15 protein-coding genes are annotated in these 14,747 nt (G+C 66.3%); 6 read left to right on the top strand and 9 right to left on the bottom strand.

Features of this window, described 5'->3' with window-relative positions; translation table 11 throughout:
• Positions 1-33 precede the first annotated feature (33 nt).
• The 3 genes from IEY07_RS00265 to IEY07_RS00255 form a co-directional block, all read right to left on the bottom strand.
• Positions 34-939 (bottom strand): sulfotransferase domain-containing protein, encoded by a 906-nt coding sequence (locus IEY07_RS00265; RefSeq protein WP_188893184.1) that lies wholly within the window; start codon positions 937-939, stop codon positions 34-36.
• 9 nt (positions 940-948) lie between these two features.
• Positions 949-2,367, bottom strand: coding sequence for an alpha/beta hydrolase family protein (locus IEY07_RS00260; protein ID WP_188893183.1), 1,419 nt, complete (start codon positions 2,365-2,367; stop codon positions 949-951).
• Positions 2,368-2,497: 130 nt separating this feature from the next.
• Entirely contained in the window at positions 2,498-2,836 is a 339-nt protein-coding gene (locus IEY07_RS00255; RefSeq protein WP_188893182.1) for a hypothetical protein, read from the bottom strand.
• A 369-nt stretch (positions 2,837-3,205) separates the two neighbouring features.
• Between IEY07_RS00255 and IEY07_RS00250 the strand changes: the two genes are divergently transcribed.
• The 3 genes from IEY07_RS00250 (at position 3,206) to IEY07_RS00240 (ending at position 5,241) form a co-directional block, all read left to right on the top strand.
• Positions 3,206-3,967: a phosphotransferase family protein gene (locus tag IEY07_RS00250; RefSeq protein ID WP_188893181.1), complete on the top strand. Its 762-nt coding sequence runs from the start codon at positions 3,206-3,208 to the stop codon at positions 3,965-3,967.
• A gap of 36 nt (positions 3,968-4,003) precedes the next feature.
• The gene (locus tag IEY07_RS00245) at positions 4,004-4,564 is read left to right on the top strand and encodes a P-loop nucleotide/nucleoside kinase family protein (RefSeq protein WP_188893180.1); all 561 of its coding nucleotides are present in this window, start codon (positions 4,004-4,006) and stop codon (positions 4,562-4,564) included.
• 68 nt (positions 4,565-4,632) lie between these two features.
• Entirely contained in the window at positions 4,633-5,241 is a 609-nt protein-coding gene (locus IEY07_RS00240) for a hypothetical protein (RefSeq protein WP_229669574.1), read from the top strand.
• Positions 5,242-5,363: 122 nt separating this feature from the next.
• Here the strand turns inward: IEY07_RS00240 and IEY07_RS00235 are convergent, their stop codons facing one another.
• Positions 5,364-6,317, bottom strand: a complete 954-nt coding sequence (locus tag IEY07_RS00235) for a phosphotransferase family protein (protein ID WP_188893178.1) — start codon at positions 6,315-6,317, stop codon at positions 5,364-5,366.
• A gap of 65 nt (positions 6,318-6,382) precedes the next feature.
• On the opposite strand from IEY07_RS00235, the gene IEY07_RS00230 reads away from it, so the two are divergent.
• Positions 6,383-6,856: an NUDIX domain-containing protein gene (locus tag IEY07_RS00230; protein ID WP_188893177.1), complete on the top strand. Its 474-nt coding sequence runs from the start codon at positions 6,383-6,385 to the stop codon at positions 6,854-6,856.
• Positions 6,857-6,942: 86 nt separating this feature from the next.
• Here IEY07_RS00230 and IEY07_RS00225 read toward each other — a convergent pair whose 3' ends face one another.
• Genes IEY07_RS00225 through IEY07_RS00215 form a run of 3 tightly spaced genes read right to left on the bottom strand, consistent with a single transcriptional unit; the run spans position 6,943 to position 9,112 of the window.
• The gene (locus tag IEY07_RS00225) at positions 6,943-7,884 is read right to left on the bottom strand and encodes an aldo/keto reductase (protein ID WP_188893176.1); all 942 of its coding nucleotides are present in this window, start codon (positions 7,882-7,884) and stop codon (positions 6,943-6,945) included.
• Positions 7,884-8,627, bottom strand: a complete 744-nt coding sequence (locus IEY07_RS00220) for a dienelactone hydrolase family protein (protein WP_188893175.1) — start codon at positions 8,625-8,627, stop codon at positions 7,884-7,886. Before IEY07_RS00220 ends, IEY07_RS00225 begins: the two co-directional genes overlap by 1 nt.
• Positions 8,628-8,674: 47 nt before the next feature.
• The gene (locus IEY07_RS00215) at positions 8,675-9,112 is read right to left on the bottom strand and encodes a MarR family winged helix-turn-helix transcriptional regulator (protein ID WP_188893174.1); all 438 of its coding nucleotides are present in this window, start codon (positions 9,110-9,112) and stop codon (positions 8,675-8,677) included.
• Between the two features lie 204 nt (positions 9,113-9,316).
• Between IEY07_RS00215 and IEY07_RS00210 the strand changes: the two genes are divergently transcribed.
• Both IEY07_RS00210 and IEY07_RS00205 read left to right on the top strand, forming a co-directional pair.
• Positions 9,317-10,840: an MFS transporter gene (locus IEY07_RS00210; RefSeq protein WP_229669573.1), complete on the top strand. Its 1,524-nt coding sequence runs from the start codon at positions 9,317-9,319 to the stop codon at positions 10,838-10,840.
• A 102-nt stretch (positions 10,841-10,942) separates the two neighbouring features.
• On the top strand, positions 10,943-12,259 hold the full coding sequence (locus IEY07_RS00205; RefSeq protein WP_188893173.1) for a metal-dependent hydrolase family protein: 1,317 nt from the start codon (positions 10,943-10,945) through the stop codon (positions 12,257-12,259).
• Here IEY07_RS00205 and IEY07_RS00200 read toward each other — a convergent pair.
• Together IEY07_RS00200 and IEY07_RS00195 are read right to left on the bottom strand one after the other, a co-directional pair.
• On the bottom strand, positions 12,256-13,365 hold the full coding sequence (locus IEY07_RS00200; RefSeq protein WP_188893172.1) for an SIS domain-containing protein: 1,110 nt from the start codon (positions 13,363-13,365) through the stop codon (positions 12,256-12,258). The two genes, IEY07_RS00205 and IEY07_RS00200, sit on opposite strands and share 4 nt — an antisense overlap.
• Positions 13,362-14,717 (bottom strand): family 4 glycosyl hydrolase, encoded by a 1,356-nt coding sequence (locus tag IEY07_RS00195; RefSeq protein WP_188893171.1) that lies wholly within the window; start codon positions 14,715-14,717, stop codon positions 13,362-13,364. The genes IEY07_RS00200 and IEY07_RS00195 overlap by 4 nt, the downstream gene beginning before the upstream one ends.
• Positions 14,718-14,747: the final 30 nt, after the last annotated feature.

The following is a 14,747-nucleotide window of genomic DNA, read 5'->3' as shown; positions in this document are numbered from 1 at the left end:
TGCCATACCCGAGATCGAGTAGCGATAGAGGGATCACCGACCCTCTTGGTGCAGCCAGGCGATCAGCTCCGGCTCGGCCAGTTCCGCCAAACGGGTTTCGTAGCGGTTGAGATCGTCTGAGTCGAGCAAATCCGTCCACTGCCCGCTACGGCCGGCATGGAAGAATCGATCGGGCTCCCTCAGCAATCCGATGCCCTCGTCCGACACGACCATGGACGCGTCAACGCGCATCGAGTCCAGCCGTGCCAACCGCGCGAGCTCCCGCCACGGCGCAGTCGGAGCGTCGATCCCCAGTCGGCTCGCCAGCCGACGTATCTCGCCTTCAAGATCATCTGTCAGCTCGGCGTAATGAAACACGACGATGTTCGCCTGGTCACGTCTGCGGTAGGCGTCTCCCAGATGCCAGACCACGCCCTTGAGCGTCGACAACGCGATCTGTGTCGCGCGATCATCCTCGATCCAGTTCATCACTTGGTCATGCAGACTCATCGGAGGCGACCCAGATGACGGACGATCCGAACTATCGGACGGAGCGGCCAGCCGTCTTGAGATCAGGTCGCCGTCGAGATTGGCCCGATGATGAGCCATCGAGATTGCCACATCACGGGGATCTCGTCCCATCACCAGATAGGTGACGTCATCTCGTTGCGGCAATCCGTCCAACGGGGTGTGCGTCTTGATGAACCGCCGATGCTGTTGCCGGGCCAAGACACTGCGGACCTCATCCACCGGCCGCAGCCGCATATCCAGCCATGGTGACAACCTCGTCAATGGCCCGGGCAATTCCGGACCGAAGATCAACAGTGCACACATCATCTGCAACCAGGTCGTCCCGCACTTCGAAGGCACACTGATCACAATGTCGCCGGGACGGAAAAGGAATCCCTCCCATCGTCGGCTGTCGGTCAGCCCCTCCAAGTAGCCGGCGGGTTGCACCATGCTCGAACGCTATCCCACCCGCCCATCGTGACCGGTGATCCAGTCGACGATCCGGGTAGCGAAGTCTCCGTAGGCTGCGGTCCCCCAGCTGGACGGCGCGTGACCCTCCCTGGGATAGTGACGCAACTCTGCCCGGCGCCCAAGCCGTCGGAGCCCGGCGAAGAGCTGCTCTGCTTGGGCTTCCTCCCCGGGCAGGCCGGGACCGCCGACCCCGATCAGCACCGGTGCGTCGACCCGATCAAGCCACAGGTACGGGTTGTTCTCCAGCCACCTCTGTGGTGCCTCCCATGGCGGGCACCCCATCCTGCCCTGAGCGTTCTCCCAAAATCCTTCGAGCGAGCGGCCGTCGGCGTATAGAGCGCCGTAGGACGCCAACGGGTTGATCAGCGGCGCTGACACTGCGGCGGCGCAGAACGTCTTCGGCATCGTGACCAGCAGACTGAGGGCCGTGTAGCTGCCGTAGCTGTTGCCGATCAGGGCGATCCGGCGGCGATTGATCGGGACGACCTCCGACAGGTGGTCCAGCGCTGCTCGGACAAGTGGGGCGAACTGCCGCATCGGGTCGATGTCGGTCAGCGGAAGGTCAGGATAGACGACGGCCCACCCACGGGAGGTGAGCAGACTCGGGTACAGGATGCCGTTCTCGGGCTCGTACTGGTCGACCCTCCGTGAGCCGCGATCGCCGCCGTACACGCTGATCACTACCGGCCAGCCCGTCGCGGGCGGCGAACCCGCGGGAACCAGCACGCCGGCGGCCAGCCCGGCCTCGCCCTCACCCCAGCTGATCCGGCGAGCCGTATGGACTGGCTCCAGGTAAGGATTCAAGGAGGCGATCCGCCGAGCGCCCTCAGGTTCTCCGATCCACAGCTCGCCCGGCTGGTCCGCCGACTGGATCAGAAACGTACCGCCGCCGCGCCAGCCGCCCACATGCAACTGAGACGGCGAGATCGAGCCCGGAAGACTGGTTACCGTACGACGTGATCCGTGGGTCGGATCGATCTGGTCGAGCGCAACCTGGCCTGCCGAACTGCGGACGGAGTACAAGAAATCGGCGCTCTCGACGGGGATGGAGGACTCGTCCGGATCGATCAGCCACTGCTCAACCTGACCTGTCGGCGTCGGCACCAGCGTGGGGTTACCCGAGGCGAGCGGGACGCTGAGGAAGCCTTCCCCCTCCCGATGCCAGATCACGGTGTGGTGATCCAGCCACCGCGGCGCTTGATAGTGCGAGTCGCCAGCACGGAAGCCGCCGTATCGCCCATCTGCGCTACCGATCAATCGCCGGCTGCCGGTGCCGTCGGCCGCCGCCACCCACAACTCGTCCGCGCTGTGCTGCTCCGACGCAAGATAGGCGATGGTCGCGCCGTCCGGCGACCAGGACCAGGCCAAGCCGTACTGCTGCGGGATCTCGCGAGCAGCGGTCGTCACGCGTCCCGAATCCAGATCGATGATCTCCAGATCGAATCGTGGCTGATGATGCAGAACGTCCAATCGGCGCAGCCGCAGACACCCCACCCGGCGACCCCCGGGTGCAACCCTCCAGCTCCGGACGGTCCAATCACGGATCAGGACCCTGCTGGTCCCGTCCAGACCTATCAGCGTTAGGTCTGATGCATCCAGCACAGGGGGCGGCCCGCGAGTCCTGCGGATCGTCATCAGAGCGCAGCACCCGTACGAAGGCGGGCCCTGACGCATCAGGGGCGACGCTGTGCTCCTCGGTCGCGACGACGGGGCCGTACGTCTCGGCCAGCAGCGCGCTGCCGTCGAGAGCCCACTGCGGGCGCTCGAAGGTGAAGTGGGTTCCGGCCGTGATCGCCAGGTCACGAACGACGCGGTCTTGCGTATCCCAGACGGCGAGCGTCGCCGCGCCGCCGTCACGATGCACATAGGCCGCCAACCTGGTCCCATCTGGCGACCATTGGGCGCCCCAACTCGTCGTCCAGTCCGCGAATGGCTCGAGCCAGCCGCCGTCGCCTGTTTGCCACACCCGAACGCGCTGTCCCGCGGACGCCTCGTCGGGAAGCCCTGACGACCTCGAATCTGAAAGACCATGCCGGGAGCGGGCATGTGCCCGGACTCGGACGGTCATCGCGACCAACCGCCCATCCCGACCGATCGTCGGCAACGCCGCTCGATCGGGTGTAACGACTCCCAGCATGTCCGCGACGCCAACCACGTTCCGAGCAACTCCTATAGCCGACCGAACCATCCCACTGGAGGTTAACGTCGATCCGGCTCAAGCACGCGACGTGCGATTCTGGGGGACGTGAAGGAGATCGAACTCACAGGTGGTCGCATCACCCCGGGGGTCGTACGCATCGGCAACACGGTGCGCCGTCCCCGGAATCAGCACTCCGACTGGATCAACCGCGTTCTGATCCGCCTCGAAGAGCTCGGCTACCCGTACGCGCCGCGCTACTACGGCGTCGATGATCAGGATCGGGACATCCTCAGCTTCATACCCGGGGTGACCACCGACCATCCCAGCCAACGACAGTCCGGCGCCTACCGGATAGGTGGCGGGATGCTTCGGCAACTCCACGAGCTGACTCGGCGGGACTCCTTGATCACCGAGTGGCCGGAGTCGATCGCCGATCGACAATGCATCCTGCACGGCGACCCTGGCGCGTACAACGCGATCTTCCAGGACGGATCGCCTGTTGCCTTGATCGACTGGGATGCGGCACATCCCGGCAACCCCGTCGACGATCTTGCCTACATGGCGTGGACGTGGTGCATCCAATCCGCAGGGAACGTCCCGATCAGCGAGCAAGCGCATCGCCTGAAAGAATTGGCCGACGGCTACCAGGCACGCGACCTCGGGCTGTCGGCCAGCGACCTTCTCGACCGGGTCGTCACCGCGCAACAGAATCTGGTCACGACGGAGCAACGAGTTCTGGACCACCCAGCCAGCGCTCCCGGTCGAAGGGCACACGCCACAACGGCTATCGCCTGGGCGACTGCTGACCGAGACATGATCAGGAAAAGACGGGCCGACTTCGTCGCCGTGCTCAAGGGCCGGACATAGTGTCGCCCCGGCCAACGTCCTCACGAGGAGTAGACAGTGTCACAGACCACCGCCGATTTGATCTTGGTCACCGGTCCCTCCGGCGTGGGAAAGAGCACCGTCTCACAGCAGATACATGATCGGCTTGGTGGCGACTGGCTGCTCTGGCAGGCCGACCTCTGCCAACCACGACACCATCCGATCCCGACGAGTCTGACGCCTGAACAAGGACTGGCCCTCGAGCAACGCATGTTCGCTGCGAACGTCGATGCTATCGGCGCGTACCTGAGCAACAACTGGCCGGTGGTGGCAGAACTTACCGCCATGACCGCTCGAGAAGCCGACGCCATCCGGCGCAGTGCCACCGGTCGAGTCATGCTGGTTCAGCTTGACTGCTCGCCGGAAGCCCTCGCTGCGCACCTACAACTGCGCGACACTCCAGTGCCGATGGACTGGGCAGTGACCTTCTATGAGCGGTGGCGCGGCGTCACGCTCCCCGGTGCAATCCGGGTCGACGTAACCGACAAGGCGCCAGCCGAGGTAGTAGACCGGATACTTCACTGCTGGTCCGGCTATGAAACTGGACGGAAGCCGACTACGTCGACTGCCGGCGGCTGAACCCCCGCAGTGGTAGAATCATTGGAAACAGCAGGCCTTCACCGGATCGCCGTGTGGAGGCTTTTTTCATGCCCACACAGCAAAAAGCCGTCACCCGCAGCGCGCCCGTCCGAGGCACGCTCTACCACCTGCTCCCCAGCACGACCCGCGGAAGCCGATTGCTGCCCCTGCGCCAACTGCAACACGCCTACCCCGACCTGTACGCCCGCCACGTCGCCAAGTACCGCGGTCGAGAACAAGACCTCGATGAACCGATACCGGCGCTGAATTGCACCTGGGCCGACGTTGTGTTCTTCGCACCTCTCCACCCTGGTCCGCTGTTCGACGCGCTGCGCCGCTCCGGTCACGACGTCCGCGACATCGAGCCAGCCACAATCGATGCCTCTGCCCTGGACCCGAGCCGGTGCATCATCCGACTGATGCGCCATGGCCGGAACGGCCACTGGCCCGACCCCGCCGACGAGCACGACTACCTGCCGATGACTACGGCGACACTGCGGGCTGTCAATCAAGTGAGCGTCGCAGCGGTCAGACGACTAGAAGCCCTTGGACCTACAGATCCCTGGCTCACCTGGGTCGACGTACCCCACATCCTGCATCGAGGCCCGGTGGCACTCGATCTGTTCATCAGTCGGCCGCAGGATCACCACGCGCGGGCGACATCCGATGCGGGTTAGCCTTTGGGGTCGAGCTCATCGATCGACTGCAGTCCGCGCGGGTCCGTGAATTTCGACCGCCGCGTCGCACTAGACAGGCTCAACTCCTGCTAGCCAGCGAGCTCGTGACCCGTCACGTCTGCTCAATCTTCCGGAAGGAGGCTCTTCCAACGATCCGGAACGTTCGTCGTCAGGAACCGTACGATCTCGATCAGCCTCGCCTCCCTGGGCGCGGACCAGTTGCGCGTCTCGGAGGTCGATTGCCGACCAAGCAGCTTCAACAGTGCGAAGATCAACTGATACCACAGCACACTCGCCTCGAGCGCTCCAACGCCACCGGCGGCGGCTTGGTGCGATGCTGTAGCAGCCCGATAGGTGTCCACCACAACCGGAAGCGTCGAGGTTCGGAAGCTGGCCAGGTCGCGGGCGGCCTCACCCCAGCAGGCGGATCCCCAGTCGATGATCGCGGTCACGTCACCCGACTCGTTCATGATCAGATTCGAGGGCATGACGTCCCCGTGCAGGAGCACCGGCTCCGAGTCGCGCGCGCCCTGCGACTCCAGATGATCGAACCATCTCCGCAGCCAAGCTGCCTGACTTCCCCCGATCTCGCCAGAGCTCGTCAACTCGTCGAGCACCTCGTACGCGAACTCCGCGGTCTCGACGCTCCGAATCTGCGGCTCGGAATCCCTGCGTATTGAATGCAGGCTGGACAAGATCTCGAACAGGGAGCCATAGAGTCGACTGCCGCCGTCCGCCGGCGATGGTATGTCGTTGATCATTTGTCCGTGCAGTCGCTCCAGCACGATGTAGGTGATGTCGGCAACCGTGTGCCCCGGATCGAAACTCACCAGCCGGGCTGTCGGTATCCCGCGATCCAGCACGAAGGGGATCAGCTCGGCCTCCTTCGAGAGTCGATCTTCGAACCGTTGCTTTCTCGGCAACCGGAGGACGAGATCGTTCCCCAAGAAGACAGTGAGGTTCACCTGGCCCTGCCGCGGCGCAAGGGAGATCTCCCGGTCCGAGACACCGAAGTTGTGGGCGATGGCGCGAACACTGTCACGGTGCGCCTCCAGGCTGGCGGAAGCAGTCGTCACGCAGTCGACCCTACAGAACCAGGTGCTGACCACCATCCCGTCCATCGGTCGCCTAGATTGGCATCGTGCCGGTATCCCCTCACATCGCTCGTCTGAGAGCCAAGGTGGGCCATGACCTTCTACTGCTTCCGACGGTTGCAGTGCTGCCGATGGATGATCAGGGTCGAGTGCTTCTCGTACGACAGACCGACTTCGGCACGTACGGCACCGTGGGCGGAGCCATCGACGAAGATGAGTCACCAGCCGACGCCGGGCGCCGCGAGGTCCGGGAGGAGACCGGACTCGAAGTGGAACTGACCCAGCTCGTCGGCGCCATCGGCGGCCCTGAGTTCAAGATCATCTACCCGAACGGTGATCAGGTCGCGTGCGTCAGCATCGTCTACACCGCACGCATCGTCGGCGACCCGACCGTCGTCCCCGACGGCGACGAAGTAGACGCCGCGCGGTGGTTCTCTCGCAGCGACTTGCGCGCGCCGACCGTGGGCGACTTCGCCCTCAATACGTTCCGATCGATCGGCTGGCTGGAGGGCATCGCATAAACCGCCAGGAACGTCATCGCGGATCAGCGTGTCGCGCGATTTCGGCGCGATTCCAGAATCCGCGAGAACGTTCTTAGCGGTCCGGTTCAGTGATCGAGCCAGTTGGCGGGGCCCGGAACCAACTCCTCGATCCGGTCCCAGAATTCGTCCGGCAGCTCCGCGGCAGCGGCAGTGATCAACGGCCCGAGGCGTTCCGGCTTGCTGATCCCGACGATCGTCGATGCGATCCGGGTATCCCGCAGGGAGAACTGCAGGGCCGCGGTCGCCAGGTCGGTGCCGTACTCGTCACAGAGGCCGGCCATCGCACTGACCGCGGCCAGCGTCTCCGCGCTCGCCGGGCGGTAGGCGTACTTCGTCGAGCCCGACCGGGGCGCGGCCAGGATGCCGCCGCCGTAGACCGCCGCGTTGACGACGCCGATGCCTCGTGACGCCGCGTTCTCGATGATCTTGGTCGCGCTGCGGTCGACCAGCGTCCAGCGGTTGTGCATCAACAGCACCTCGAAGACGTCGAGATCGAGATAGCGCTGCATCTGCGGCGCGGGTCCGCCGGCCAGTCCGATGTGGCCGATCACTCCTTCGTCCCGCAACGCGACCAACGCCTCCACGGCACCACCGGGACCCGACATCAGCTCGAAGTCGTACGACTCCGGATCGTGCAGGTGCACCAGCGGGAGCACGTCGAGTCCCAGGCGTTCCCGGCTCTCCTGCACCGAAGCACGCACCCGCGCGCCCGAGTAGTCCCGGTCCTTGGCGTCGACCTTGGTGACCACCAGGAAGTCGTCGGGCAGACCGCCCGCAGCGGCCAGCCCCTGGCCGATCCGCCGCTCACTCTCACCACCGGAATAGCCGTTGGAGGTGTCGATCGCGCGGATCGGACCGGCGAGGATCTCCTTGATCAACTCGGCGGCCTGCTCCGGCGGCGTCTCGTAGCCGAACAGCTGCGGCTGACTGCCGAGCGGCCCGCCGCCGATGGTGATCGCACTGATCTGCAACCCGGTCGAGCCGAGCGGACGGATCCAGTCGGTCATCAGCCGGCTGACCCGAGATGGCGGGCGAAGAAGTCCAAGGTCAGTGTCCAGGCATCTGCGGCCGCCTCGGCGTCGTAGCGCGAGCTGGTGTCGTTGAAGAAGGCGTGCCCGGCTCCCGGGTAGACCTTGCTGGTGAAATCGACGCCGGCGTCCTGCAACCGCTTGGTCACCTCGGGCAATCCGCTGATCAGCCGCTCGTCGTCCTCGCCGTAGATCGCCAGCACCGGGCAGGTGATGTTGGCGACCGAGATCTGGTCCGGCGGCGCACCGTAATACGGGACGGCAGCCTTGATCCGGTCATCGGTCGCGGCCAGCGCGAAGCTGTAGGAACCGCCGAAGCAGTAGCCGACGACACCGATCCGGCCGTCCACACCGGGCTGGGCAGCAAGATCATCGACGACAGCGCTCAGCGCGCCGACCGCCCATGCGCCGTACGCCGGGTCCTGCGCGGGAGCCATCAACTCGCGGAATCGCGGCTGGGCCGCGACGCGTACCTTCTCGTCCGGGTGGCTGACGAGTTCGCTCAGTTCCTTGCCGGCCTGGGGCGTGATGCCGGCCTTGCTCAGGATGTCCGGTGCGTACGCGACATAGCCCTGCGCAGCGAACCGGTCGGCGACGTCCTTGATGTGGTCGACAAGCCCCCAGATCTCGTGGATGACGATCAGGCCGCCCTTGATCTCTCCGGTCGGAACGGCCTTGTAGACGTCGACCTCGGACCCGGCTTCCGCCTGTGCTGTGCTCATATCTGAATGCCTCTTCCGTTTACTCGCTCATGTCTGGTGACGACCGGTCACTTGTCCCGCTGGCCGGTGGACGAGTTGATCAATTGTTCGGCCAGCGCCTCGAGCGCCGGCAGAGCGGTCACCACCGCCTGCTGCTCGGCGGCGCTGAGCTCTTCCAAGCAGTCCGACAGCACCTTGGCCCGCTCGCCGCGGACCCGGTCGTGGGTCTGCCGCCCCTGGTCGGTGATCTCGACCACGGCCGATCGCAGATCCTGGGGGTTCTGTCGCCGGCTGATCAGCCCGAGTTCGTCCAGCCGACCGACGATCCGCGACACCATCGTCGGGTTGAGTCCCTCGATGGCGGCCAGCTCCGACAGGCTCAGCGGCCCCCGTCCGTTGATCAGCCCGAGTGCCGACGCCTGTGACGGCGTCAGGCCCTCATGGGTGGCCGATGCGTTCAACTGCCGGGACAACCGCATCACGACACCCCGCAGCCTTGCGGACACGTCGAGATCCACACCCACCCCTTACCTGAGCCGGACACGTCCGTCATCCGGTCACTCATTTACTTGCTTGCCGGCACGCAATATAGTTGGCCCGGGCTCGCCGGTCCACACACCTCCTGCTCACCTTAGGGAAATCCGCCCGGAATGCCACGTCACCCAACCGAAGACGTCCTCAGCCATTCGCATCGTGAGGATCTGCCGCCCGTGCTCCGCGAGCACGTGCACCCCGAGCCCGTGCTCACCAATCCCGTGCTCACCAATCCCACCGTCGCCTCCGCCCGGACCGGCGAGCGGGTCGAGGTCCCTGTGACCGCGCGCCCGGGCACCGTGGCGGCCCCGGCGAAGCCCACCCCGCCGGCGCTTCCCGACGAACCGCTCCCCCGGCGTCGGTTGGTCTTCGGCATCGTCGCGATGGCCCTGTTCATGGCCTCGGTCGACCAGACCGTCGTCGCCACCGCGCTGGCCGCGATCCAGAAGGACCTCGGCGCATCGATCGAGTGGAGCGGCTGGACGATCACGATCTATTCGCTCGGTCAGGTCCTGGTGCTGCCGCTGGCGGGCAAGTTCGCCGACATGTTCGGACGCAAGCGGGTCTTCCTGACCGCGGCAGCCGTCTTCACAATCGCCTCGCTGTGCTGCGGCCTGGTGCACAACATCGCGCTGCTGGTGGTCCTGCGGGCCATCCAGTCGATCGGCGGCGGTTCCTTCCTGCCGTCGGCGAGCGGCATCGTCGCCGACCACTTCGGCCGCAACCGGGACCGCGCCCTGGGCATGTTCACCTCGATCTTCCCGATCGGCGGCATCGTCGGCCCCATCCTCGGCGGCGTCTTCGTCACCTACTGGTCCTGGCGCGGCATCTTCCTGGTCAACGTGCCGATCGGCGCCGCGCTGATCATCCTCGGGCTGATCTTCCTTCCCGAGAGCGTCCGGACCAAGGGCAAGTCGATCGACCTGTACGGACTGCTGCTGATGGGTGTCCTGATCCTCGGCACGATGCTCGGCGTCACGCATCTGGGCAACAGCAACGGCAGCGTGTTGAGCCTCGGCTTCATCGTCCCCGAGGTGATCGCCGTCGTCGCGCTGGTGCTCTTCCTGCGCCACGCGTCGCGCGGCAAGGCGCCCTTCATCCCGATGAATCTCCTGCGTGGCAGGGGTTTCGGCGTGATGAATCTGATCAACTTCCTGCAGGGCGCTGCCGCGATCGGCTTCGGGGCACTGGTCCCGTTGTACGCCGAGAGCCGCTATGGGGTGCCGACGCTGCAAGCGGGCACATTGCTCACCGCCCGGGCCATCGGGATGATCTGCGTTGCCGGGCTGGCGACCTTCGCGCTGCGACGGACCGGCTACCGTCCGCCGATGACGATCGGTTTCTCGTTACTGATCGTCGGCATGCTGGGTACGGCGATCGGCGCACCGCAGGGCGTCACGCCCTTTGCCTGGTTGTCGATCGCCAGCGGCATCTGTGGTGTCGGCATGGGCCTGGCGCTGCCGGCCGCCAACAACGCCATCCTGCAGCTGGCGCCGGACCAGGTCGCCGGCATCTCCGGCATGCGTGGCATGTTCCGGCAGGGCGGTTCGATCATCGCCGTCTCGATCGCGACCGCGATCATCGCCCGCAGCAGTGAACACGGCCTGACCCTCGGGCACGTGTTCATCGGCTTCGCCTGCCTGATGGTGATCGTGTTGCCGCTGATCTACAAGGTGCCCGAACACCGCGGCGGCTGGTGACCCCGGTCGCGGCATGGGACCACGATCGATACGGTGCGGCATCGAGCGACCTTCACGTGTGGCGACTTGGTTGCCCGACACGATCCCCATCGAGAGGACCGCATGATCCCCGTCGACGCCCACGTTGCCCGGCTGCCGCTGACCCCGGTTGACCGGACGGTCTCAGTCCGCCTCGTGCATGCCCGGCTGATCGACGGCAGCGGTTCCGACCCGATCGCCGATGCCGAGGTGGTGATCGAGGGCGACCGGATCAGCTATGCCGGGTCCTACCGCGCAAGCGTCACGGTCGAGGCCGCGACGGAGGTCGATCTGAGCGGGCGGACTGTGCTGCCCGGCTTCATCGACACCCATCTGCACATGGGCTCCGATCTGGAGACCTCCGATGCCGAGCTGGCTGCCGCGTACGGCTCGCAGAAGGTGCTCGGCACCGCGGTGACGATCCGCCGTACGCTGCTGGCCGGGGTCACCACGGCTCGTGATCTTGGCGGCATCGACGCCGGTTTCCGGGAGTCGATCGCCGACGGGACCATCCTCGGCCCGCGGCTGCACCTGGCCCTGTCGGCGCTGTCGCCGACCGGCGGGCATTCCGACTATCACCTGCCCAGCGGGGCACCGACCCGCAGCTTCGCAACCCTGGATCCGATCGTGGACACCGACGACGACGTCCGCCGCACCACCCGGTTGTTGGTCAGATACGGCGCCGACGTGATCAAGGTCTGCACCAGCGGCGGCGTCTCCAGCCCGTCGGACCTGCCGACCGACGTCGGCGTTCCGGCGGAACACATCAAGATCATCCGCGCGGAGACGGGCAAGCGCCAGGGCCAGCCGGTCGCCGCGCACGCGCAAGGCATTCAGGGCATCCTCGAGGCCGTCCGCGGCGGGGTCGCGAGCGTCGAGCACGGCTACGAGATCGACAGCGAGGCGATCGACCTGATGCTGGCCAACGAGACGACGCTGGTTCCGACCCTGAGCGCGGCGCTGCGGGTGCCGGACCCGAAACTCGTGCCGGATTACCTGTATCAGAAGAAGGTCCGCTGGTCGGCCGTCGCGCGCGAACACATCGCGGCGGCGCTCTCCGCCGGGGTCAAGGTGGCGCTGGGCACCGATTCCGGCGTCTGCCCGCACGGCCGGAATCTGGCCGAGCTCGGCCACCTCGTCGAGTTGGGTCTGTCCCCGATGCAGGCGATCGTCGCCGGCACGTCGAGTGCGGCGGAACTGCTCCGGCTGGATGATCATCTCGGCACAGTCACCGCCGGCAAGCTGGCCGACCTGGTGATCATCGACAGCGACCCGCTGACCGCGATCACCACGATCGGCGATCCGGACGCGGTCGGCGCAGTCCTGCAGGGCGGCCGCCTGGTCAAGGACCTGCACGGCTGGTTCGGCATTCCCCCGGCGCTACCGGCGATCGGCGGCTAGAGCGGGTGGATGGTCACGCCTTGGACGACGCGGTTGACCTCGCCGTTCGGGAACGGGTTGTCCGGCGTCAGGCCGAGAGCAATGGACGATTCCAGGGCCAGCCACTGCGCGGCCACCAGACACGGCAATGCCAGCAGGCTGTCATCCTCCTGACCAAGAGCGGGCAGCATCCAGTCCAAGGACCCGGCACCGGCCGGGCTCGTGTTGGCGCCGATGGCGAGCACATTCTCCCTGCCCACCGCCTGCCGCACCTCGGCCACGATGTCCAGGTCGTACCGACGCGTGTACGGGTCATTGGAGACGTAGACGACCACCAGCGTACGGTCCCGTAGCACGCTCTTCGGCCCGTGTCGGAATCCCAGTGACGACTCGTGGTAGCTGATCAACTCGCCCGCCGTCAGCTCCAGCACCTTCAGCGCCGACTCCCGCGCAGCTGCCCGTAACGGCCCGCTGCCCAGATAGACGATCCGCTCGTATCCTGCCGTTGCGCGGCGGCGAAGCTCGGCCCGGCGGTCGTTCACCCACTCCGCTGCCGACGACAACCGCGCGGCACGTTGATCATCGACGGCAGCACCGCTGAGCACGGACCAGGCGGCCAGGGCCATCGACGTGAAGCTGGAGGTCATCGCAAAGCCGCGGTCATGGGTGGAGTCGGGCGTGAGCAGCACCAGCGACCCCTGCTTGTGATCATGGTTCCGAGCCAGGGCGCCGTCCCGGTTGCAGGTGATCACCAGATGGTTGACGTCCGGCAGCAGTGCGTCGGCGAGATCGGTGGCTGCCAGGCTCTCGGGGCTGTTTCCCGAGCGGGCAAAGGAGACCAGGAGTGTCGGCAGTGGTTCGGCGAACACATCGCGGGGGTTGGACACCAGATCGGTGGTGGCGACCGCCTCCACTCGCCGGCCGGACCTGCGGGCCAGCGACGGGGCCAGCAGTTCACCGGCGAAGGCCGACGAACCGGCGCCGGTGAGCACGGTCCGCAGGCCGGGGACAGCCACGATCGGCTCCAGGAAGCCGGAGAGTTGGTCGGAGCGGACTTCGATGTCGCCGGCCAGCTGGCGCCATGCGTTCGGTTGCTGGAGGATCTCCTTCTCGGTGGCCGTTGTCATCGAGTGACCGCCGCGAACTGCTGCAGTCTCGCACCGTGCGCCTGGATACCGGCGTCGAGGATCGCCTCGGCGACCGAAGGATTCGGCACCAGCGGATCCAACGCCAGCGCCTGGATCGCCAGGTCCCGCCGTCCGGTCAGTGCGGCCTGCACCGTGATCTCCTGCTGATCGATCCGAGATTGCAGGACCGCAGCGATCCCCGCCGGCAGCGCGCCGACCGACAGGCCGGTGATCCCAGCGGCGCCGACGACGGCCGGTACCTCGACCACGGCGTCGTCGGGGAGGTTGCTGATCTTGCCCCGGTTGGGGAGATTGACGGCCAACTCGACGTGGTCTTTCCCGGTGACCAGGGCCTCTGCGATCGAGACCAACCGTTCCGCCTCCTGGTTGTCCTTCGCCGGGAGCGGGCTGCTGCCGGCGGCTTGGGCGTGCAGGACGTCCCAGAGATCGCGCTTCTCGTCGATGTATTCGATCGTCGCGTCCCGCCCGGCCTGCAGTCCCCAGGGCAGCCGTTGATCATCGACGGTGGTGCCGTCGGCGTTGCGCAGATACCAGCCGAAGAACTCTCCCACGTGCCGGTCGCCGGGAGCCGGGTAGCGGCCGAAGGTCTGCAGCAGTTGGGCACTGACTGCCAGGTGCACGCCCTCCTCGCGGGTGGACGGTGCGTCGATCCCATCTGCCCGCCGGTCGACCAGCTCGCGGAGCCGCGGATAGAGGTCGGCCGTTCCCTGACGCAGATCCAGCAACCAGCACAGGTGATTGATGCCGGCGAACACACCGTGGATCTCCGCCCGCGGAACGTCAAGATCGGCTGCGAGCTTGGACAGCGTGTGCATCGTCCCGTGGCACAACCCGATGACCTTGATCGGCGTCGCCGCTGAAACGGCGCGGACGTTGGCAGTCAGCGGATTCGAATAGTTGATCAGCTGGGCATCGGGGGCCAGCTCAGCGATGTCCTCGCCGATGGCCACCAGCTCGGGGACGTGTCGCAGCGCGCGCAGGACGCCACCGGGTCCGACCGTGTCTCCAACCGTCTGGGCGATGCCGAAGCGGGCCGGCACCTCAAGATCAGCCTTCCACCCTGCAGCCCCGCCGACGGCGACGGTCGTCGTGACGAACCGGGCGCCCGGCAGCGCCTCACGCCGGTCGACGTGTGGGACGAAGGTGAGGTCCGCGCCGCGTTCGGCGGCCATCCGCGAACCGAGCCGGGCCATCGTCTCGGCAGCATCGGCGACGAGGTCGACCAGATGCACCGTCCAGCCGGAGAAGACCGGCGATGCGACGAGATCGGCCATCAGGCCGGGAGTGAAGACGGTGCTGCCCGCGCCGATCAGCACGATTGAGTTGTCCACGCCATTTCCTTCGAGTGCGCCCATTTCTTC

The sequence above is a fragment of the Microlunatus endophyticus genome, from assembly GCF_014646195.1.
Lineage (GTDB): Bacteria > Actinomycetota > Actinomycetes > Propionibacteriales > Propionibacteriaceae > Microlunatus > Microlunatus endophyticus.
Note: the sequence above shows the minus strand (reverse complement) of the source record. Positions and strands in the feature narration are given on the sequence as shown.

What these genes read in the sequence shown, in the direction of transcription:
- IEY07_RS00240 (WP_229669574.1), top strand. Translation starts at nt 4,633, where the DNA reads ATGCCCACACAGCAAAAAGCCGTCACCCGCAGCGCGCCCGTCCGAGGC.
- IEY07_RS00225 (WP_188893176.1), bottom strand. Translation starts at nt 7,884, where the DNA reads ATGACCGACTGGATCCGTCCGCTCGGCTCGACCGGGTTGCAGATCAGT.
- IEY07_RS00205 (WP_188893173.1), top strand. Translation starts at nt 10,943, where the DNA reads ATGATCCCCGTCGACGCCCACGTTGCCCGGCTGCCGCTGACCCCGGTT.
- IEY07_RS00220 (WP_188893175.1), bottom strand. Translation starts at nt 8,627, where the DNA reads ATGAGCACAGCACAGGCGGAAGCCGGGTCCGAGGTCGACGTCTACAAG.
- IEY07_RS00200 (WP_188893172.1), bottom strand. Translation starts at nt 13,365, where the DNA reads ATGACAACGGCCACCGAGAAGGAGATCCTCCAGCAACCGAACGCATGG.
- IEY07_RS00265 (WP_188893184.1), bottom strand. Translation starts at nt 939, where the DNA reads ATGGTGCAACCCGCCGGCTACTTGGAGGGGCTGACCGACAGCCGACGA.